Origin of the sequence: Streptomyces aquilus, from assembly GCF_003955715.1 — a bacterium.
Lineage (GTDB): Bacteria > Actinomycetota > Actinomycetes > Streptomycetales > Streptomycetaceae > Streptomyces > Streptomyces aquilus.
In genome coordinates this window covers 1,648,458-1,667,958 of the sequence record NZ_CP034463.1, presented here as the reverse complement: position 1 = coordinate 1,667,958, position 19,501 = coordinate 1,648,458, and the positions used below count along the sequence as shown (strand labels likewise).

General features: G+C 72.1%; 17 protein-coding genes. 10 read left to right on the top strand and 7 right to left on the bottom strand.

Going from position 1 to position 19,501, the window contains the following annotated elements:
• Window positions 1–10: 10 nt before the first annotated feature.
• Complete coding sequence (locus tag EJC51_RS07660; protein WP_126270359.1) at window positions 11–1,060, bottom strand: LacI family DNA-binding transcriptional regulator; 1,050 nt, start codon at window positions 1,058–1,060, stop codon at window positions 11–13.
• Window positions 1,061–1,279: 219 nt separating this feature from the next.
• On the opposite strand from EJC51_RS07660, the gene EJC51_RS07655 reads away from it, so the two are divergent.
• On the top strand, window positions 1,280–2,227 hold the full coding sequence (locus tag EJC51_RS07655; protein WP_126270358.1) for an ROK family protein: 948 nt from the start codon (window positions 1,280–1,282) through the stop codon (window positions 2,225–2,227).
• 191 nt (window positions 2,228–2,418) lie between these two features.
• On the opposite strand, the gene EJC51_RS07650 is transcribed toward EJC51_RS07655, so the two are convergent.
• Window positions 2,419–4,425, bottom strand: coding sequence for an NPCBM/NEW2 domain-containing protein (locus EJC51_RS07650; protein WP_208870695.1), 2,007 nt, complete (start codon window positions 4,423–4,425; stop codon window positions 2,419–2,421).
• A 159-nt stretch (window positions 4,426–4,584) separates the two neighbouring features.
• Between EJC51_RS07650 and EJC51_RS07645 the strand changes: the two genes are divergently transcribed.
• From EJC51_RS07645 to EJC51_RS07635, 3 genes are all read left to right on the top strand, one after another.
• Window positions 4,585–5,556, top strand: coding sequence for a TIGR01777 family oxidoreductase (locus EJC51_RS07645; protein ID WP_126270357.1), 972 nt, complete (start codon window positions 4,585–4,587; stop codon window positions 5,554–5,556).
• 30 nt (window positions 5,557–5,586) lie between these two features.
• Entirely contained in the window at window positions 5,587–5,778 is a 192-nt protein-coding gene (locus EJC51_RS07640; RefSeq protein WP_126270356.1) for a hypothetical protein, read from the top strand.
• Between the two features lie 138 nt (window positions 5,779–5,916).
• On the top strand, window positions 5,917–6,960 hold the full coding sequence (locus EJC51_RS07635; protein ID WP_126270355.1) for an NUDIX hydrolase: 1,044 nt from the start codon (window positions 5,917–5,919) through the stop codon (window positions 6,958–6,960).
• Between the two features lie 26 nt (window positions 6,961–6,986).
• On the opposite strand, the gene EJC51_RS07630 is transcribed toward EJC51_RS07635, so the two are convergent.
• The gene (locus EJC51_RS07630) at window positions 6,987–8,006 is read right to left on the bottom strand and encodes a protein kinase family protein (protein ID WP_126270354.1); all 1,020 of its coding nucleotides are present in this window, start codon (window positions 8,004–8,006) and stop codon (window positions 6,987–6,989) included.
• Complete coding sequence (locus tag EJC51_RS07625; RefSeq protein ID WP_126270353.1) at window positions 8,003–9,358, bottom strand: dipeptidase; 1,356 nt, start codon at window positions 9,356–9,358, stop codon at window positions 8,003–8,005. Before EJC51_RS07625 ends, EJC51_RS07630 begins: the two co-directional genes overlap by 4 nt.
• A gap of 132 nt (window positions 9,359–9,490) precedes the next feature.
• On the opposite strand from EJC51_RS07625, the gene EJC51_RS07620 reads away from it, so the two are divergent.
• Entirely contained in the window at window positions 9,491–10,747 is a 1,257-nt protein-coding gene (locus EJC51_RS07620; RefSeq protein WP_126270352.1) for a geranylgeranyl reductase family protein, read from the top strand.
• A 182-nt stretch (window positions 10,748–10,929) separates the two neighbouring features.
• On the opposite strand, the gene EJC51_RS07615 is transcribed toward EJC51_RS07620, so the two are convergent.
• Window positions 10,930–11,385: a nitroreductase family deazaflavin-dependent oxidoreductase gene (locus EJC51_RS07615; RefSeq protein ID WP_208870694.1), complete on the bottom strand. Its 456-nt coding sequence runs from the start codon at window positions 11,383–11,385 to the stop codon at window positions 10,930–10,932.
• A 169-nt stretch (window positions 11,386–11,554) separates the two neighbouring features.
• On the opposite strand from EJC51_RS07615, the gene EJC51_RS07610 reads away from it, so the two are divergent.
• Window positions 11,555–12,265 (top strand): TetR/AcrR family transcriptional regulator, encoded by a 711-nt coding sequence (locus EJC51_RS07610; protein ID WP_126270350.1) that lies wholly within the window; start codon window positions 11,555–11,557, stop codon window positions 12,263–12,265.
• Window positions 12,266–12,332: 67 nt separating this feature from the next.
• Here EJC51_RS07610 and EJC51_RS07605 read toward each other — a convergent pair whose 3' ends face one another.
• Window positions 12,333–13,121, bottom strand: coding sequence for an AfsR/SARP family transcriptional regulator (locus tag EJC51_RS07605; RefSeq protein ID WP_126270349.1), 789 nt, complete (start codon window positions 13,119–13,121; stop codon window positions 12,333–12,335).
• A 116-nt stretch (window positions 13,122–13,237) separates the two neighbouring features.
• Between EJC51_RS07605 and EJC51_RS07600 the strand changes: the two genes are divergently transcribed.
• The 3 genes from EJC51_RS07600 to EJC51_RS07590 are packed head-to-tail and all read left to right on the top strand — an operon-like array spanning window position 13,238 to window position 17,354.
• The gene (locus EJC51_RS07600) at window positions 13,238–15,403 is read left to right on the top strand and encodes an MMPL family transporter (RefSeq protein WP_126270348.1); all 2,166 of its coding nucleotides are present in this window, start codon (window positions 13,238–13,240) and stop codon (window positions 15,401–15,403) included.
• Between the two features lie 53 nt (window positions 15,404–15,456).
• A complete protein-coding gene (locus tag EJC51_RS07595; protein ID WP_126270347.1) occupies window positions 15,457–16,692 on the top strand; it encodes a sensor histidine kinase in 1,236 nt (411 codons plus the stop codon).
• Entirely contained in the window at window positions 16,689–17,354 is a 666-nt protein-coding gene (locus tag EJC51_RS07590; RefSeq protein WP_126270346.1) for a response regulator, read from the top strand. Before EJC51_RS07595 ends, EJC51_RS07590 begins: the two co-directional genes overlap by 4 nt.
• A gap of 141 nt (window positions 17,355–17,495) precedes the next feature.
• On the opposite strand, the gene EJC51_RS07585 is transcribed toward EJC51_RS07590, so the two are convergent.
• Window positions 17,496–18,983 carry an MFS transporter gene (locus EJC51_RS07585; protein WP_126270345.1) on the bottom strand — a complete coding sequence of 496 codons (1,488 nt, stop codon included), beginning with the start codon at window positions 18,981–18,983 and terminating at the stop codon, window positions 17,496–17,498.
• 85 nt (window positions 18,984–19,068) lie between these two features.
• Here EJC51_RS07585 and EJC51_RS07580 point away from each other — a divergent pair, with 85 nt between their 5' ends.
• Window positions 19,069–19,464 carry a MarR family winged helix-turn-helix transcriptional regulator gene (locus EJC51_RS07580; protein ID WP_166682840.1) on the top strand — a complete coding sequence of 132 codons (396 nt, stop codon included), beginning with the start codon at window positions 19,069–19,071 and terminating at the stop codon, window positions 19,462–19,464.
• Window positions 19,465–19,501: the final 37 nt, after the last annotated feature.

Here is a 19,501-nt window from a genome sequence, read left to right as displayed (position 1 = left end):
GGGCACGGCCTCAGTCCGCGGGCGGCAGCTCGCCCGAACCGCGGGTGATCAGCCGGGTCGGCAGCTCGATCCGCTCCGGGGTGACCAGCGTGCCGTCCAGCTGCCGGAACAGCCGCTCGGCGGCGGTGCGGCCGAGAGCGGCGGCGTCCTGGGCGACGACGGTGACGCCCGGCTGGAGCAGGTCGGCGAGCTCGATGTCGTCGAAGCCGACCAGGGCGACCCGGCGCGCGTGCTCGGCGAGGACCCGGACCACGGTGACCGTCACCCGGTTGTTGCCCGCGAAGACCGCGGTCACCGGGTCGGGCCCGGACAGCATCTCCTCGGCCGCCCGGCGCACCCGCTCCGGATCGGTGACCCCGAGGGACATCCACTTCTCCGCGACCGGTATCCCCGCGTCCTCCATCGCGGCCCGGTAGCCGCGCAGCCGCTCGGCGGCGGTGTGGATGCGGGGCATGTCGCCGATGAAGCCGATCCGGCGGTGGCCGTGCGCGATGAGGTGGGCGACGCCGTCGCGGGCGCCGCCGAAGTTGTCGGACAGGACCACGTCGGCGTCGATCCGGCCGGCCGGACGGTCCACGAACACCGTGGCCACGCCCGCCTTCAACTCCGGCTCCAGATACCGGTGGTCGTCACCGGCCGGGATGACCACCAGGCCGTCCACGCGCCGGGCGCACAGCGCCAGCACCAACTCCTGCTCACGGTCCGGGTCCTCCGCGCTGGAGCCGTTGATCAGCAGGGCGCCGTTGGCGCGCGCCACCTCCTCGACCGCGCGGCTGAGCGGGCCGTAGAACGGGTCCGCGAGGTCTTCGAGGACCAGGCCGATGCTGGCGGTACGGCCCTTGCGCAGCACCCGCGCGCTGTCGTTGCGGCGGAAGCCGAGCGCGTCGATGGCCTCCTGCACCCGCCGCTCGGTCTCCGGGGTCACGCCCGGTTCGCCGTTGACCACGCGGGAGACCGTCTTGAGGCCCACTCCGGCGCGTGCGGCCACGTCCTTCATCGTCGGACGGTTGCCGTAACGCGTGGCGGCGATTCGCTCTGCACGGCGGGTGGTCTCGGGCACGATACGGCGTCCTGTCCTGTCGTCCACGGGTCATCCACGGGTTCATCCCCAAAGGAGGGGTGCGGCGTCCATGATTTTGTATGAGGATGTGGCGTCGAGCATAGAGCCTGGACAACGTTGTCAGATGCGGGGGACACTGTCCACCACAATTGCCGTGTCCGTGCCCCCACCTCGGAACGGCCCGCTTTTTCTGACGGTTGACGGGGAGATCTGACACTGATGCACACCGACCTCGTGGCAGCGCTCGACATCGGCGGCACCAAGATCGCCGGTGCGCTGGTCGACGACCGCGGCCACATCCTGGTCCGCGCGCAGCGCGCCACGCCCGCCCAGGAGGACGGCGAGACCGTCATGCGGGCCGTCGAGGAGGTGCTCGGCGAACTCACCGTGTCGCCGTTGTGGGAAAGCGCCTCGGCTCTCGGTATCGGCAGCGCGGGCCCGGTGGACGCCTCCGCGGGCACCGTGAGCCCGGTCAACGTGCCCGGCTGGCGCGACTATCCGCTGGTCCGGCGGGTCCGTGCGGCGACCGGCGGACTGCCGGTCGAGCTGATCGGCGACGGCGTGGCGATCACGGCCGCCGAGCACTGGCAGGGCGCCGCGCGCGGGCACGACAACGCGCTGTGCATGGTGGTGTCGACGGGCGTCGGCGGCGGCCTGGTGCTGGGCGGCCGGCTGCACCCGGGGCCGACCGGCAACGCGGGCCACATCGGTCACATCAGCGTGGACATGGACGGCGACCCGTGCGCGTGCGGCTCGCGCGGCTGTGTGGAGCGGATCGCCAGCGGTCCCAACATCGCCCGGCGGGCGTACGAGAACGGCTGGCGGCCCGGACCGGACGGGGACACCTCGGCCGCCGCGGTGGCCGCCGCGGCCCGGGCCGGCGATCCGATCGCGGTGGCCTCCTTCGAGCGGGCCGCGCAGGCGCTGGCCGCCGGGATCGCCGCCACCGCGACCCTCGTCGAGATCGACATCGCGGTGATCGGCGGGGGAGTGGGCAAGGCGGGCGAGGTGCTCCTCACGCCGCTCCGCAAGGCCCTGACCGACTACGCCACCCTGTCCTTCGTCCAGCGTCTCGCGGTCGTGCCGGCCCAGATGGGTACGGACGCGGGGCTGGTGGGGGCGGCCGCGGCGGCGCTCGCCAAGGGCGCGGACAAGGCGCCGGTCTGATCCCGCAGGAACGTTCAGGCCGGGGCTGGGGCTGGGGCTGTGGCCGGGGGCGGTCGGCGTGTTCGCGTCGGAGGCCGGACGGATCGGCCGGAACGTTCTTGCCGGTGGCCCGGTGGGCCCCTGCGTCGGTCGGCATGTTCGCGTCGGAGGCCGGGTAGGCCGGTCGGGGTGACCGGCCCGCCCGGTGGGATTCAGCAGGTCAACCGCGCGTTCGCCCAGTCCGCGTGGTCCGAGTCGAGGCCGTCGCCGCCGTCGGTGACGACGAGCCGGACCACTTGGGCGCCGGTGACGTCCGCGGTGAGCGGCTGGGCCGGCATCGCGTTGGTGAGGACCCCGGTCGAGGCGACCTTGGTGCCGTCCGCCCAGATCTCGAAGGCGACCGTCCCGGCGGCGCCCTTCTCGTCGTCGACGCCGACGTCCGCGGCGACCGTCTCGCACGTCCTGCCCGTGTAGTACTCGATGATGCTCTGGGCGTGCACACCAAGTCCCTTGGCGTACACCACGCCGCCGATGGTGATCGGGTGTCCGTCGCCCGCGGCGTTCTCCCCGTTGCTGGTGTCGCGCTCCACGGGCCCCCATCCGCTCAGGGCCGACAACCAGGGAAGGTCGCTGAGTTGGGAGGTCCCCGAGGGCGGCGGCACCACCACGGAGACCGTCACCGTCAGGGCCGTGGTGACGCGGACGCCGGCCGGTGAGCGGTAACGCGCCTTGAGGGTCAGGTCGTACGACCCGGTGGGCGTCCCGGCCGGGGCGGCCACCGTCCATCCGGTGCGCAGGGAACGGCCCGTCGGCAGGACGGCCGCCGTGGTCGCCGAGGTGGGGCGTACGGACCAGCCCGCGGGGCCGGTGAGGGCGACGGAGACCTTCCGGGCCGGGGTGCGGCCCAGGTCGGTGACCGTGCTCGTCAGCGTGGCCGGGGCGCCGGCCTCGATCAACTGGCTGCCTTCCAGGCCGAGTTCCATGGCGGGCGGGTGCTTGGCCCACGCGGAGTCGGCGGAGACCCGCACGAGGACCGTGCCGTGCGCCGGGACGGTCGCGGCGATGGTACCGGCGGTGTTGTAACTCCGGTGCTGCCACAGGTCGCGCAGGGTGTAGGCGTGGGCGGCGGGGAGGCCGACGGCCGCGGCGGTCGTGGCGATGCGCTGGGCGGTGCCGGACTCGTTGAACAGGGCCACCGCGCGGCTGCCGTCCCGCATCTGCTTGGCGACGACCCACCGGCCGCCCTCCGAGGAGACCACGGTGCCCTGCTTGCCGAGCGGGTCCTGGTCGACCGCGATGACCTCCTTGTTGCCGAGGATCTCGTAGGTCGCGTCGCTCGCGTGGCGCAGGTCGGAGCCGATGAGGAGCGGCGCGGCCATGATCGACCACAGGGAGAAGTGCGAGCGGTACTCGGTGTCGGTCATGCCGCCGTTGCCGACCTCCAGCATGTCCGGGTCGTTCCAGTGCCCGGGGCCGGCGTGCGCGGCGAGCGGGAGGTTCTGTCGCAGGATCGAGAGCATCGATCCCCAGTTGTCGCTGATGTCGCCGGTCGTGCGCCACAGGTGGCCCACGTCGGACGCCCACTCCCAGGGTTTGTTCTCGCCCCACTCGCAGATGCTGTAGACGATGGGTCTGCCGGTCGCCCGCAGGGCGTCGCGCATGGTCGTGTAGCGCGACTTGGCGTCCACGCCCTGGTTGTTGCAGTTGTCGTACTTGAGATAGTCCACGCCCCAGTCCGCGAACTGCTGGGCGTCGCTGTACTCGTGGCCCAGCGCGCCGGGAAATCCCGCGCTGTTGCACGTCTTGGTGCCCGCGCTCGTGTAGATGCCGAACTTCAGTCCCTTGGAGTGGACGTAGTCGGCGACCGCCTTGATCCCGTTCGGGAAGCGGACGGGGTCCGGTACGAGCTTGCCGTCCGCGTTCCGCTCGGGCAGGGCCCAGCAGTCGTCGAGGTTGACGTACTGGTATCCGGCGTCCTTGAGGCCCTTGTCCACGAAGATGTCCGCGATCGACTTGACCATCGCCTCGTTGAACTCGGCACGGCAGTGCGTGGAGTTCCAGTTGTTGAAGCCCATGGGCGGGGTGAGGGCGAGACCGTCGTCCAGGGCGGGTGCGGCGGCCCGCGCCGAGGGTGCGGCGAGTCCTGCGGCGGCGAGCAGTGCGGCGGTGAGTGCTCCGACCACTCGGCCACGGGTTGTGCGGGTGTGAAGGTTACGCATCGTTACGTTCCTCCGTACCAGCGAAAGATGGGATGACTACATGTACGCGTCGGAGCGGGATCCCGGTAGACCCCCTGCCGCGCGGGCTCCGGCGAAGAGTCAATTTTGAACACGTTCAACTTTGTGCGCTAGGCTCCCCTCACACGAAGGGGGAGCCTGATGAAGTTCGTGATCCCCGGGGGAACCGGGCAGGTGGGCACCGTCCTCGACCGTGCTCTGCGCGCGGCGGGCCATGACGTCGTCGTCCTGACCCGGCGGCCGACCCGGGACCATGAGGTGCAGTGGGACGGGAAGACGCTCGGGCCCTGGGCCGACGCGGTCGACGGCAGCGACGTGGTGATCAACCTGGCCGGGCGCAGCGTCAGCTGCCGCTACACCCCGGCCAACCTGAAGGCCATGATGGACTCGCGGGTCGACTCCGCCAGGGTCGTCGGAGAGGCGATCGCGGGCGCCGTACGGCCGCCACGTGTCTGGTTGCAGATGAGCACGGCCACCGTCTACGCCCATCGCTTCGACGCGCCCCACGACGAGGCCGGCGGAGTCATCGGCGGCACCGAGCCGGACGCCCCCGACTACTGGGCCTACAGCGTCGAGATCGCCCAGCGGTGGGAGCGGGCCCAGGACGAGGCCGGCACGCCGCGCACCAGGAAGGTCGCTCTCCGGTCCGCCATGGTCATGAGCCCGGACCGCGGCGGGGTCTTCGACGTGCTGCGGACCATGGTGCGGCTCGGGCTGGGCGGCCCCGTGGCGGGCGGGGCGCAGTACGTCTCCTGGATCCACGAGCACGACTTCGTCCGCGCGGTCGAGTTCCTGGTCGACCGCGACGACCTCGCCGGGCCGGTGAACCTCGCGGCCCCCGGCCCGCTGCCGCACCGCGCGTTCATGCGGGACCTCCGGGCCGCCCAGGGCATGCCCGTCGGGCTGCCCGCCACCCGGTGGATGGCCGAGATCGGGGCGTTCGTGCTGCGCTCGGACACCGAACTGCTGCTGAAGAGCCGCCGGGTGGTGCCGGGACGCCTGCTGGAGGCGGGATTCGCCTTCGCGTATCCGCAGTGGTCCGACGCCGCCCGCGACCTCGTACGACGCGCCCGTGCCGGAGCCGGCCGGGTGCCCGAGCGGACGGGCGCGTGACCCCTGTGCCGTTTCTCAGTTGAACGGGGCATGAAGAAGCGCACCATGGCTGCCATCGCCTCCCTGGCCACCGGTTTCGTCGTCGCCGCCATCACCCCGTCCCACGCGGTCGGCGACAACCTCACCGACCTCGACGTCGACAAGACCCTCAGCACCCTCGACCACACGATCGCCAGCGACAGCCTGGCCGTGGACAAGAACGCCCTCGGCCAGAACGACTGACGAGAGCGGGACCACGGTGCCGGCGCCCCTTGCCGCAGGGGGCGCCGGCATCGTCGTACGAGGGCCCTCAACTGGGGCTGGTTTCCGTGCCGGGGTGGAGCGGGCAAGCCTCAGGGGGCCAACAGAAGAGGGGGAACCGTGACCGTCGTTTGGATCAACGGCGCGTTCGGTGCGGGGAAGACCGCCACCGCACGGGAACTGATCGAACTGATCCCGAACAGCACGCTCTTCGACCCCGAGGTCGTCGGCGGAGCGCTCACGCACCTGCTCCCGCCCAAGCGCCTCGCCGAGGTCGGCGACTTCCAGGACCTGCCGATCTGGCGCCGGCTCGTGATCGACACGGCGGCCGCCCTGCTCACCGAGCTCGGCGGGACCCTCGTGGTCCCCATGACCCTGCTGCGCCAGGAGTACCGCGACGAGATCTTCGGCGGCCTCGCCGCCCGCCGCATCACCGTCCAGCACCTCCTCCTCGCCCCGGCGGAAACGATCCTGCGCGAGCGAATAGCGGGGCGGGAGATCCCGCCCGACCTCCCGGACGGCGAGATACGGGTACGGCAGTGGTCGTACGACCACATCGAGCCGTACCGCACCGCCCTCGCCTCCTGGCTCACCGCCGACGCCCATCTCGTCGACACCAGTGCCCTCACCCCGTACGAGACGGCCGTCCGGATCGCCGAGGCCGTCGGCTCCGGTGCCGTGCCGGTCTGCGACATCGTGCAGACCCCCGAGCCGACCGCCGAGACCGTCGCCGCCGGCGTCCTCCTCTTCGACGAGCAGGACCGCGTGCTGCTCGTCGACCCCACCTACAAGCCCGGCTGGGAGTTTCCCGGCGGGGTCGTCGAACCCGGCGAGGCTCCCGCGCGCGCGGGCATGCGCGAGGTCGCCGAGGAGACCGGGATCGCGCTGGACGACGTACCGCGCCTGCTGGTCGTCGACTGGGAACAGCCCGTGCCTCCCGGCTACGGCGGACTGCGCCTCCTCTTCGACGGCGGTCGGCTCGACGCCGCCGAGGCCGGTCAACTCCTGCTGCCCGGGCCCGAACTGCGCGCATGGCGCTTCGTCAGCGAGCAGGAGGCCGCCGAGCTGCTGCCCCCCGTCCGCTACGAGCGGCTGCGCTGGGCACTGCGGGCACGCGAACGCGGAGCCGCGCTGTACCTGGAGGCCGGAATTCCGGTGGCCTAGGGGGGTGGGCCGTCCGGACGGCCCACCTAGGCGCTCGCGAGTCTCAGTTCCTCCGTCGGATACGGCGTGGTCCTGCTCTCCTGCTGGAACCGGCGGTTGAAGTCGCCCAGCAAGGACGCCACGCGCGCGTGCCGGACGAGGATGCTCGCCGCGGCCCGGGGGATGCCCCTGGGCCGCATGCCCTCGGCGCAGGCCTCGATGAACGCCCGGCGGTCGTCCGGGCCGTAGCCGTGCAACGCGACGGTGAGCCAGTTCACGAGGTAGCTGGCCGTGTAGGCGCGGTCGTAGTGCCGGTGCTTGGTGAAGAAGTTCCGCTCGTGCGGGGCGAGTTGGAAGCGGGCCGAGAGGGACAGGCCGTAGTCGGTCAGATAGAGCTGCCGGCCGTCGGTGAGGATGTTCTTGAAGTGGGCGTCGAAATGCAGGAGTTCGCGCGCGTGCAGGAAGTCGGTGACCGCCCGCAGGCCGCGCTCCACCAGGGAGCAGGCGCGGTCGGCCTGGCTGGTGCGCAACTGGGCGTCGAACCAGTCGTGCAGGGTGTACGGCACGTGCTCCAGGAACAGCGTCAGGCTCGCGGACGCCGTCCGCAGCCCTTCGACGCGGTCGCGCACCCCCGGGCCCCAGTACGCCACCGTCCGCTCCACGTCGGCGAGTTCGGCCGGGAGCGGCTGGGGCGTGTCGGGCAGTACCCGCCAGTGATGCATCAGCGGGAAGCCGGTGTACTTGCCGGACAGCACCCAGTCCGTCGTCATCGTGTGCACGGCCAGTTCACGCCAGGCGCCGAACCCCGGACTGCCGAAACCGTAGTGGCAGTAGAGGGGCACGCCCAGGACGTTCGCCGTGGACCGTACGTGGTTCGGGTGCCGCTCCATGTCGGTGAGCGGCACCCGTTTCACGAACACCGGTCGGCCGGCCACCTCGACGAGCGTGGCCCGGCCGCCGATCCCGGCGCCCAGCGGCCGCCCCGACGCCACGAGACCGGTGAGGTCGTGGTCGTCGAGGCGGGCCAGGGCTATGCCGATGTCGGAGTGTGCCGTCAGGCGATTCACATCGCCGCGTAGTTGCGCAGGAACAGGGCCTCCGCCACCGACAGCCGCTCCAACTCCTCGGGGGAGACGCTCTCGTTGACCGCGTGGATCTGCGCCTCCGGCTCGCTGAGGCCGATCAGGAGGATCTCCGCGCTCGGGTACAGGGCGGCGAGGGTGTTGCAGAGCGGGATGGAGCCGCCCTGGCCCGCGTACTGCATCTCCTGGCCCGGGTAGGCCACCGACATCGCCTCGGCCATCGCCGTGTACGCCGGGCTGGTCGGGTCGGCGCTGAAGGGCTGGCCCTGGCCGACCTGCTCGGTGCGCACCCGGGCGCCCCACGGCGTGCGCGTCTCCAGGTGGGCCTGGAGCAGCTTCGTCGCCTCGGCGGCGTCCACGCCCGGCGGCACCCGCAGGCTCACCAGCGCGCGGGCGCCCGCCTGCACGGACGGGGTGGCGCCGACGACCGGCGGGCAGTCGATGCCGAGGACGGTGACGGCCGGGCGGGACCAGATGCGGTCGGCGACCGTGCCGGAACCGATCAGCTCCACACCGTCGAGGACCTTGGCGTCCTGCCGGAACTGCTCCTCGTCGTACCGCAGACCGTCCCACGCCGTCCCGGGGGCGAGCCCGTCCACGGTGGTCGAACCGTCCTCGGCGCGCAGCGAGTCCAGTACGCGGATCAGCGCGGCCAGCGCGTCGGGCGCCGCGCCGCCGAACTGCCCGGAGTGCAGGTTGCCCGCGAGGGTGTCGACCTGGACGCGGACCAGGGTCATGCCGCGCAGTGTCGTCGTCACCGTCGGCAGGCCCACGCGGAAGTTGCCCGCGTCGCCGATCACGATGGTGTCGGCCTCCAGCAGGTCCGGGTGGTCCTCGGCGTACCGCTCCAGACCGCCCGTGCCCATCTCCTCCGAGCCCTCGGCGATGACCTTGACGTGCACCGGCACGCCGCCGTTCGCCTTCAGCGCGCGCAGGGCCAGCAGGTGCATGATCACGCCGCCCTTGCAGTCGGCTGCACCGCGCCCGTACCAGCGGCCGTCGCGCTCGGTCAGCTCGAACGGCGGAGTCGTCCACGCCGACTCGTCCAGCGGCGGCTGCACGTCGTAGTGCGCGTACAGCAGGACCGTCTTCGCACCCTCGGGACCGGGCAGGTAGCCGTACACCGACTGGGTGCCGTCCGGGGTGTCGAGCAGTGCCACGTCCTGGAAGCCCTCGGCGGCCAGCGCGTCCGCGACCCAGCGGGCCGCGCCCTCGCTCTCGCTCCTCGGGAACTGGTCGAAGTCCGCCACCGACTTGAACGCCACCAGTTCGGTGAGTTCGGCCTTCGCCCGGGGCATCAGTGAGGCGACGGTCTCGGCGACCGGATTCGACGACATGGGCACGCTCCTTGTAGGTGCGACGTTGTACGTATGGGTACGGAGATCCTCCCACAGTGGCCTGCGGCGATGGCGGTCGTAGGATGCACAAGGCAGCAGCGGCAAGCGGCTTGATCGGAGCAGTAGACCATCGTGACCAGCGAGAACTCTTCGGCGGACGACGCGCGGCAGGTGTGGGACGTCGTCGTGGTGGGCGCGGGGCCCGCGGGGGCCTCGGCCGCCTACGCGGCCGCTGTCGCCGGGCGGCGTGTGCTGTTGCTGGAGAAGGCGGAGCTGCCCCGCTACAAGACGTGCGGCGGCGGCATCATCGGACCCTCCCGCGACTCCCTGCCCCCCGGCTTCGAGCTGCCCTTCCGGGACCGGGTGCACGCGGTGACGTTCTCGCACAACGGCCGCTTCACCCGTACCCGCCGCTCCAAGCAGATGCTGTTCGGGCTGATCAACCGGCCCGAGTTCGACCAGCAGCTCGTCGAGCACGCGCAGAAGGCGGGCGCCGAGCTGCGGACGGGCGTGACCGTCCAGCGGGTCGAGCAGCACGGCTCGGCGGTGCCCGACCGGCGCACGGTCGCGGTCGTCCTCCAGGGCGGCGAGACGGTGCTCGCGCATGCGGTGGTCGGCGCCGACGGCAGCGCCAGCCGCATAGGAGCACATGTCGGGGTGAAGCTCGACCAGGTCGACCTCGGGCTCGAGGCCGAGATCCCGGTGCCGGAGACGGTCGCCGAGGACTGGAAGGGGCGGGTGCTCATCGACTGGGGGCCGATGCCCGGCAGTTACGGCTGGGTGTTCCCCAAGGGCGACACGCTGACGGTCGGAGTCATCTCCGCGCGCGGTGAAGGCGCCGCCACCAAGCGGTACTTGGAGGACCTCATCGCCCGGCTCGGCCTCGCCGGCTTCGAACCGAGCATCTCCTCCGGGCACTTGACCCGCTGCCGTGCCGATGACTCCCCGCTGTCGCGGGGGCGGGTGCTGGTGTGCGGGGACGCGGCGGGGCTCCTTGAGCCGTGGACCCGCGAGGGCATCTCGTTCGCGCTGCGCTCGGGGCGGCTCGCGGGGGAGTGGGCGGTGCGGATCGCCGAGGCGCATGACGCGGTGGACACCCGGCGCCAGGCCCTGAACTACGCCTTCGCGATCAAGGCGGGCCTCGGCGTCGAGATGAGCGTCGGCAAGCGGCTGCTGCTGGCGTTCGAGCGCCGGCCGGGGCTGTTCCATGCCGCGCTGACCGGGTTCCGGCCGGCCTGGCGGGCGTTCATGGACATCACGCGTGGGTCGACGTCGCTGGGGGAGATCGTGCGGGGGCGTCCCATGGCGCAGCGGGTGCTGGCGGCGCTGGACCGGCGGGTCGGGCTTGCGGGGGCGGCCGACTCGGCTGACGGTGAGGCGGGGGCCTGACGCGAGGGTGCGCGTCAGGTGGGGGCTGACGTGAGGGTGCGGTGGAGGCGGGGCCTGGCCTGGCGCGAGGGTTCGGGGAAGGCGGGGCCTGCCTGACGAAGAGGGTGCGGGTGGTGACGCCTGGGTGCGGGTGGTGACGTTGAGGGGCCGCCGGTGAGGGGCAGCGGCCGCGAGGCGTGGCGTCAGCTCGTGATCGTGATCCGGAAGACCGGGTGGTCCGGGGCGATGCGGCGCAGGTCCGCGTCGGGGGAGTCGGGGCCGACACCGTTGAAGAAGACGCCGACCTCGGCCTTCCAGCGCTTGAGGTAGGCGCGCAGCAACGGGACCTTGTCGTCGTCGGCGACCTCCACCGCGGTGAACACGTCCACGTTCTTGCCCAGGTGCAGCTCGCCGCCGCCGGCCGCCCGCATGTTGTGCGTCCACTGGACGTGACCGCGCGGGGCGACGAGGTACTGCTGTCCGTCGAGGGTCAGCAGGTTCACCGGGGTGGTCCGCCACTCGCCGCTCTTGCGACCGCGCACGGCGAGGACCCTGGAGCCCCAGACGCTGAGACCGCGGCGGGTCATCCAGGCCACGATGCGGTTGAAGACGTTGACGGTGAACCAGCCGGGCTTCTTGACGTGCGTGGACGCGGACATGGGGTCCCCCAGAGGTTATTGTGGAGCCCTGCTCTCTTTTGTGAGCGGTGCTCTCGCTTGGTCTTCAGTCTGCACTGGACAGGTGCTCCAAAGCAAGAGCAGTGCTCTCTATTTTTATCGGCGCTCTCGTTTGTGTGCACCGCTCTCTTTTCATGGGACACTGGCCCGTATGAGCCCCGCAGACGACAACACTCCCCGCGGCGCCCGAGCGCGCGCCCGTATCGAGGTCACCGCGGCCATCAAGGACGAGGCGCGCAGACAGCTCGCGGTCGACGGCGCCGCCAAGCTCTCGCTGCGGGCCGTGGCGCGCGAGCTCGGCATGGTCTCCTCCGCGCTCTACCGCTACTTCCCGAGCCGCGACGACCTGCTCACCGCGCTCATCATCGACGCCTACAACTCCCTCGGCGAGAGCGCGGAGGCGGCGCATCAGAAGACGGCCGGTGCCGCGCCCGCCCAGCGCTGGGTGGCGGTCTGCGAGGCGGTGCGTGACTGGGCGCTGGGGAGTCCGCACGAGTACGCGCTGATCTACGGTTCCCCGGTCCCCGGTTACAGCGCGCCCCAGGCGACCGTCCCGGCCGCGTCCCGCGTCGGGCTGCTCCTCATCGGCATCACGCGCGAGGCGTACCAGGGCCGCGGCCTCGCCAAGCCCCGGCTGCCCGCCGAACTGCGCCCCGAGGCCGAGCGCATGACCGCCGACCTGGCCCCCGACCTCCCGCCGGAGACGGTCACCACGCTCGTGGCGGCCTGGGCCCAGCTGTACGGGCTGGTCGGGTTCGAGCTCTTCGGGCAGTTCAACCGCGTGGTGGAGGACCGGGCGACGTTCTTCCGGCATGCGGTGGGCCAACTCGCCCACGGGGTGGGCCTGGTGTACGGCGAGTAGCGTCACGCCACGGTGATCTCCAGGACGGTGATCGCCTTCAGGGCGGACGGTGCTCACCGGGCCGTCCTCAGGCCACCGGAACCGGCGGCGACGGCAGTAGTTCCGCGTCCTGGCGCAGGACCCGGGTGTGCAGGGAGCGCAGGGCCGGCCCCGGGTCCGCGCCCAGGGCCGTCGCCAGCCGCCGGCGGGCGGCCTCGTACGCGGTGAGGGCGTCGGTCGGGCGGCCGAGGCGGCACAGGGCGAGCATGAGGAGTTCGACGAGGCGCTCGCGGAGGGGGTGAGCGGCGACGAGGCGGACGAGTTCGTGGACGTGCTCGAAGGAGCGGCCGAGCGTGATCTCGCCTTCCAGGCGCGCTTCGAGAACCGTGAGCCGTTTCTCCGCCCAGCGCAGCCGCTCCGCCGCGAGGTAGGGCGCCCGCAGGCCCTCCGCGAAGTCGCCGCGCCACAACTCCTCCGCCTCCGCCGCCAGTTCGACGGCGCGGCGCACGTCACCGGCGTCCCGCGCCGCTAGCGCCGCGTCCACCAGTCGCCGACGCGCCGCCAGGTCGTCGACGGCGGCTCCGGTCAGGCGGTATCCGGCGCCCGTCCACGACAGCTCCACCCCGCCCCCGAGCGCGCGGCGCAGCCCGGAGACGTACTTCTGCACCAGGTTGCGGACATGAGCCGGCGGCGCGTCGCCCCACACCGCCTCGACCAGACCCTCGTAGGACAGCGTCCGCCCGTCCTGGAGGAGCAGCACGGCGAGGATCGCGCGCTGCTTCGGCGGACCGAGCGGGATGTCGGTGCCGTCGCGCAACGCGCGCAGCGGGCCCAGCAGTTCGAAGCGCAGCGTCCCGAGTTCCGTCCCCTCACCCATGCGTCGAGCCTAACCCCGGCAGGCCTCCCCGGGCCTTCCAGCGGATCTTCCAGTGGGTCTTCCAGCGGCCCGGTGGACGGTGGGCGGGCCAACGCCCCCTCCGGAAAGGCCCCTCCATGCTCACCCGGCTCGGCCGTCTGGCCGTGCGGCGCAGTGGCGCCGTACTGCTCGGCGCACTCCTCGTCCTGCTCGGCCTCGCCGCCTACGGTGCGGGCGCCCAGCAGGATCTCGACCTCTCCCGCTGGAGCGCGCCCGGCACGGAGTCGGTGCGGGCGGCCGACCGGCTGCGCGCCGACTTCCACACCGGCAACCCCAATCTCGCCGTCCTCGTGACGGCCCGCGACGGCGACGTGGACAGCCCGCGCACCGCACGGGCCGCTCGTGAACTCGTCGCCGGGATCGCGGAGTTGCCCGGCGTCGCGGACGTCAGCTCCTACTGGGACGCCCGCAGTCCCGCCCTGCGCGGGGAGGACGGCCGCCGCGCCCTGGTCCTCGCCCACCTGACGGGCAGCGCCACCGACACCCGCGAACAACTCGCAGACCTGTCACCCCGGTTGACCCGCACCACCGCTGAACTCGACGTCCGCGTCGGGGGACAGGAGGAGATCTCCCGGCAGGTCGGCGAACAGGCCCGCGCCGACTTCCTGCGCGCGGAGGCGTTCGCCCTGCCCGTCGTCCTGCTCCTGCTGATCCTGGTGTACCGGCGCACCGTGGCCGCCCTGCTCACCGTGGCCGTCGGTCTGCTCTCCGTCCTCGGCACACTCGCGGGTCTGCGCCTGCTGGCGCAGTTCACCTCCGTGTCGACGTTCGCCGCGAACCTGGCGCTGGTCCTCGGCCTCGGACTGGGCGTCGACTACAGCCTGTTCGTCATCAACCGCTACCGCGAGGAGCGTGCCGCGGGGCGTGCGCAGCGGGACGCCGTGCTCGCGACGACCGTCACGGCCGGGCGCACGGTCGTCTTCAGCGGGATCACCGTCGGCGTGTCGCTGTGCGCGCTGCTGGTGTTCCCGTTCTTCTTCCTCAGCTCGTTCGCGTACGCGGGCGTCCTCGTCGTCCTCACCGCGGTCGCCGGCGCCGTCCTGGTGCTGCCGGCCGCGCTCGCCCGCTGGGGTCACCGCGTGGAACGCCCCGCGGCGCCCGCCTCCGGCTTCTGGCACCGCGCCGCCCTCGCGGCCCTGCGCCGCCCGGTCCTCGCCGGCGCCGGAGTACTCGCTGTCCTCCTCGTCGCGGCCGCACCCGTGCTCGGCCTGCGCTTCGGCCTGCCCGACGAACGCACCCTGCCCGCCGGCACCTCCTCACGCACCACCTCCGAGATCGTCCACCGCGAGTTCGCCGCCGAACCCACGGACACCATCCAGGTGGTCCTCACCGAACGCACCGAGCCCGCCGCCACGCGCGCGTACGCGGCCCGGCTCTCCCGCGTCCCGGGCGTGTTCCAGGTCGACGCGCCCGAGGGCACCTACCGGGACGGCCGCCGCACCGGCGCCCCGGGCCAGGACCGGCTCACCGCCGTCGACGGACGCGCGCGCCTGGCCGTCGTACCGACCCAGCGGGCCATGTACGGGGACGTGCCCGCGTTCGTCGAACGGGTCCGGGGCACCGAGGCTCCGGCCCCCGCCCTGGTCGGCGGCTACCCGGGTGAGACCACCGACTTCCGGGCCACGCTCCTGGACCGGCTGCCGTACGCGGTGGGCATCGTGCTGGTGGCGACGTACGTGATCCTCTTCCTGATGACCGGCAGCGTGCTGCTGCCGCTGAAGGCGACCGTGCTGAACCTGCTGAGCCTGTCGGTGATGTTCGGCTGCCTGGTGTGGGTCTTCCAGGACGGGCATCTGTCCGGGCTCCTCGGGTTCACCCCGACCGGCTCGATCGAGCCGAGCATCCCGGTGCTGATGTTCTGTGTGGCGTACGGGCTGTCCATGGACTACGAGGTGTTCCTGCTGGCCCGCATCAAGGAGGAGCACGAACGGACCGGCGACACCGTGCGGGCCGTGGGCGAGGGCATCCGGCACAGCGCGCCGCTGATCACCGCCGCGGCCGGCATCCTCGCGCTGTCCTTCCTGTCGTACGCCACCGGGGGCGTCGTCTTCCTGAAGGAGCTCGGCGTCGGCACGGCCCTCACCGTCCTCGTCGACGCCACCCTCATCCGGGTGGTGCTGCTGCCGGTGACGATGCGGCTCGCCGGGCGCGCCAACTGGTGGGCGCCGAGGCGGCTGCGCGGGCTGCGGATCAGGGAGCGCGCGGCCGGGGACGGCGACGTACTTCACGGGGAGTACGTGTGATCACCTCGCCCGGCTGACGCCCCGCGCGCGTGGTGGCGTCTAGCGTGGCGGACATGGACGAGCAGCGCGTACGCGGAGGTCCGCCCTCGTGGTGGCGGCACGGGCCGCCGTGGTGGAACCGGTGGGGAGACGAGGACGCCGTCGCCCGGTGGCCCTGGCGGTCCACCGTGCTGATCACCGCCTTCGTGCTCGGCGGCTCCCGCTTCGCGGCCGAGCAGCAGGTACATGATCGGGCCCCGCTCGACACCTTCGCGCGCGTGCTGCTCGTCGTGGCGGCCGGACTGCTGCTGTGGCGGCACCGGTACCCGGTGGTCGTCGTGTTCGGCACGGCGGCCGCCACCATGCTGTATCTCGGCGCGGGCTATCCGTACGGACCCGTCTTCGTGGCCGTCGCCGTGGCCTGCTTCAGTGCGGTCGTCGCCGGACACCGTACGGCCGCCTGGACCGCCCTCGGCCTGCTCTGGGTCGGGCAGGCGCTGGTGGCCCACTGGCTCTACCAGTGGCTGCCGCCGTCCGGGGACCGGGCCGCCACCTGGGGGTCGGAGGGTGTGGTCGCGGCCTGGGCCGTCGCGATCGTCGCTGTGGCGGAGCTGGCCCGGACCCGGCGGGAGCAGTGGGCGCGGGAGCGGGCCGAGCGGGCGCAGGCGGCACGGCGGCGGGCCGACGAGGAGCGGCTGCGGATCGCGCGCGAACTGCACGACGTCCTCGCCCACAGCATCTCCGTGATCAATGTGCAGGCCGGTGTCGGTCTCGCCCTCCTCGACAGCGACCCCGAGCAGGCCCGCACCGCCCTCACCACCATCAAGGCCGCCAGCAAGGAGGCGCTCGGCGAGGTCCGCCAGGTCCTCGACACCCTCCGTGCGCCCGGAGACGCGCCCCGCGCGCCCGCTCCCGGCCTCGACCGCCTCCCCGAGCTGGTGGAACAGGCCGCGAGCGCGGGGCTGACCGTGACGGTCGAAGGAACGGCACCCAAGCTGCCGCCCGGCACGGACCTCGCCGCGTTCCGCATCGTGCAGGAGGCGCTCACCAATGTCGTACGGCACTCGGGATCGCGGCACGCGCGCGTGCGCGTCGATTCCGGCGACGGTACGGCGCTACGGCTGCGTATCGACGACGACGGTCCCGCGACCGGCGCCGACGCGGGCGGCAGCGGCAACGGGTTGGCCGGAATGCGGGAGCGGGCCGCGGCCCTGGGTGGCACGATCGAGGCGGGACCGCGGCCCGACGGGGGTTTCCGGGTGCTCGCCGTACTGCCGTTGAAGGTCAAGGCCAAGGAGGACGACCGGTGATCCGCGTACTGCTCGCCGACGACCAGTCACTCGTACGGGCCGGATTCCGTGCGCTGCTCGACGCGCAGCCGGACATCGAGGTGGCCGGGGAGGCGTCGGACGGTGAGGAGGCGCTGCGGATGGTCCGCGAACTGCGCCCCGACGTCGTCCTGATGGACATCCGCATGCCGGTCCTCGACGGCCTCGCGGCGACCCGCGGGATCACCGGCGACGGTGACCTGCCGGACGTGAAGGTGGTCATGCTGACGACCTTCGAGCTCGACGAGTACGTCTTCGAGGCCATCCGCTCGGGCGCCTCCGGCTTTCTGGTCAAGGACACCGAGCCGGAGGAACTCCTGCGCGCCGTACGGGCGGTGGTGGAGGGCGACGCGCTGCTGTCTCCGGGGGTGACGCGGCGGCTGATCGCCGAGTTCGCGGCCCGTTCCAAGGAGCCCGCGGCCGAGGGCGCCCTGGCCGGGCTCACGGAACGGGAGCGGGAGGTGATGGCGCTGGTCGGCATCGGGCTGTCCAACGAGGAGATCGCCCGGCGTCTGGTGGTCAGCCCGCTCACCGCGAAGACCCATGTCAGCCGGACGATGGTGAAGCTGGGGGCCCGCGACCGGGCCCAACTCGTGGTGCTGGCCTACGAGTCGGGATTGGTGCGGCCGGGCTGGCTGGGCTGAGCCGTGTGCTCTGTGGCGTGCGGCCGGGTGGTGTCCTGACGGAAACGGAGCAGCACGCTGATGACCCGGGCCGCGCGGTAGCACGGGCGTGCGCCCGGTGGAGCAAGCGGGCTCCGCCGGGCGCACTTCGGAAAGGCGCGGCTAGTCGCGTACGGCGACGGGCTCCGTCTCCTCCTGGGAGAGGGACTTGGCGACCACCACGGACGGCTGCCGCGGGCGTCGGACGCGCAGGCCCGTCAGGGAGATCAGCAGGCCGGCGACCGCGATGCCGGTGACCACGACCAGGCCGGGCAGGTAGCCGTCGAGGATCTCCTGCCGGGAGGCGGCCGGGTCGTGCGGGGCGTTGGCCGTCAGCACCGCCGTCACCACGGCCAGGAACAGTGCGCCGCCCACCTGTACCGAGGTGTTGAGCAGACCCGACACCATGCCCTGCTCGTGTTCGTCGACGCCGTTCGTGGCCTGGACGTTGAGGGAGGGGAATGTCAGTGCGAAGGCCGCGCCGACGAGCAGCATGGTCGGCAGGATCACGGACGCGTAGACCGGGTCGAGGTCGATGCGCAGGAACAGCAGATAGCCGACGACCATCAGCGCGAAGCCGAGCACGATCAGCCGCGGGGTACCGAACCGGTCGATGACGGTGCCCACCTTCGTCGCGGAGAGCGCCACGAGCGCGCCCGCCGGCAGGAAGGCCAGGGCGGTGTGCAGCGCCGACCAGCCGAGCAGCTGCTGCATGTACAGGGTGACCAGGAACTGGAAGCCGATGTAGCTGCCCAGGAACGTCAACGCACCGAGCTGAGCGCGCACTTGGGGGCCGGAGCGCAGGACGCCGAGCCGGATGAGCGGGCTGGGGCTGCGTCGCTCCACGGCCACGAAGGCGGTGAGGAGAGCGGCAACCACCAGGAAGGACAGGATGGTTCGGGCGGAGCCCCAGCCGACTTCGGCCGCCTGGACGACGGTGAACACCAGCAGCAGCATCGATGCGGTGCCGAGGACGGCGCCCGGGATGTCGTAGCCACCGCTGCTCTTCTCGCGCTCGGTGCGCGGCAGCAGCTTCAGGCCGACGACGAGGGCGATGAGGGCGACGGGGGCGGGCAGCAGCATCGTGTACCGCCAACTGGCCTCCGTCAGCAGGCCGGAGAAGACCAGGCCCATCGAGTAACCGGTGGCGCCGCAGGTGGTGTAGATCGACAGGGCGCGGTTGCGCAGCGGGCCCTCGGCGAAGGTCGTGGTGATGATGGACAGGCCGGCCGGCGCGGTGAAGGCGGCACTCAGGCCCTTGACGAAACGGCTGGCGATCAGCAGCGGTCCGGAGTCGACGAGCCCGCCGAGCAGCGACGCGATCGCGAAGACGGCGAGGGCGACCAGGAAGACCTGGCGGCGGCCCAGCAGGTCGGCGGCGCGGCCGCCGAGGAGCAGCAGACCGCCGTATCCCAGGATGTAGCCGCTGACGATCCATTGCAGGGTCGAGGTGGACAGGCCGAGGTCGGCACCGATGGACGGCAGGGCGACGCCGACCATCGACACGTCCAGCGCGTCCAGGAACATCGCGGCGCAGAGCACCAGCAGGGTGCCCCACAGCCGGGGGGTCCAGCGTCCTTCGGACGCGGGGGTGGTGAGCGGAGAGGTCATGGCGACGACACTACATGCGCATGCATCGAATGCAAGCGCATTTAATTACGGTGCAATAATTCTTCTTCTCTGCTACGGTGCGCCCATGGCGGCGAAGAAGGCCGAGCAGGCACTCGTGGAACAGTGGCGGGACATCCTGGCGCTGCATGCGCGCACCCAGTGCGAACTCGACCGTGCCCTCCATCAACACGGCCTGTGCGCCAGCGACTTCGAGGTCCTCGACGTGCTCGCCGACGGGCGCGCGAAGGAGGGGGCCTGCTTCTACCGCGTCCAGGAGATCTCCGACCGCATCCATCTCAGCCAGAGCGCGCTGTCCCGGCTGATCGCCCGCCTGGAGAAGGACGGACTCATCGAACGCGGCATGTGTCCCGAGGACCGGCGCGGCGTCCGGGTGGGCCTCACGGACAAGGGACGCACGCTGCACGGTGAGGTACTGCCCGTGCAGCGTGCGGTGTTGACGCGGATGCTGAACTCGGGCTGAGCCTGGGGCGACACTCAGGCTGAGCCGGGGCGACTTC

Coding starts and splice junctions, on each gene's coding strand:
- EJC51_RS07640 (WP_126270356.1), top strand. CDS start 5,587: ATGAAGAAGCGCACCATGGCTGCCATCGCCTCCCTGGCCACCGGTTTC.
- EJC51_RS07605 (WP_126270349.1), bottom strand. CDS start 13,121: ATGGGTGAGGGGACGGAACTCGGGACGCTGCGCTTCGAACTGCTGGGC.
- EJC51_RS07610 (WP_126270350.1), top strand. CDS start 11,555: ATGAGCCCCGCAGACGACAACACTCCCCGCGGCGCCCGAGCGCGCGCC.
- EJC51_RS07595 (WP_126270347.1), top strand. CDS start 15,457: ATGGACGAGCAGCGCGTACGCGGAGGTCCGCCCTCGTGGTGGCGGCAC.
- EJC51_RS07580 (WP_166682840.1), top strand. CDS start 19,069: ATGGCGGCGAAGAAGGCCGAGCAGGCACTCGTGGAACAGTGGCGGGAC.
- EJC51_RS07645 (WP_126270357.1), top strand. CDS start 4,585: ATGAAGTTCGTGATCCCCGGGGGAACCGGGCAGGTGGGCACCGTCCTC.
- EJC51_RS07600 (WP_126270348.1), top strand. CDS start 13,238: ATGCTCACCCGGCTCGGCCGTCTGGCCGTGCGGCGCAGTGGCGCCGTA.
- EJC51_RS07650 (WP_208870695.1), bottom strand. CDS start 4,425: ATGCGTAACCTTCACACCCGCACAACCCGTGGCCGAGTGGTCGGAGCA.
- EJC51_RS07585 (WP_126270345.1), bottom strand. CDS start 18,983: ATGACCTCTCCGCTCACCACCCCCGCGTCCGAAGGACGCTGGACCCCC.
- EJC51_RS07655 (WP_126270358.1), top strand. CDS start 1,280: ATGCACACCGACCTCGTGGCAGCGCTCGACATCGGCGGCACCAAGATC.
- EJC51_RS07615 (WP_208870694.1), bottom strand. CDS start 11,385: ATGTCCGCGTCCACGCACGTCAAGAAGCCCGGCTGGTTCACCGTCAAC.
- EJC51_RS07625 (WP_126270353.1), bottom strand. CDS start 9,358: ATGTCGTCGAATCCGGTCGCCGAGACCGTCGCCTCACTGATGCCCCGG.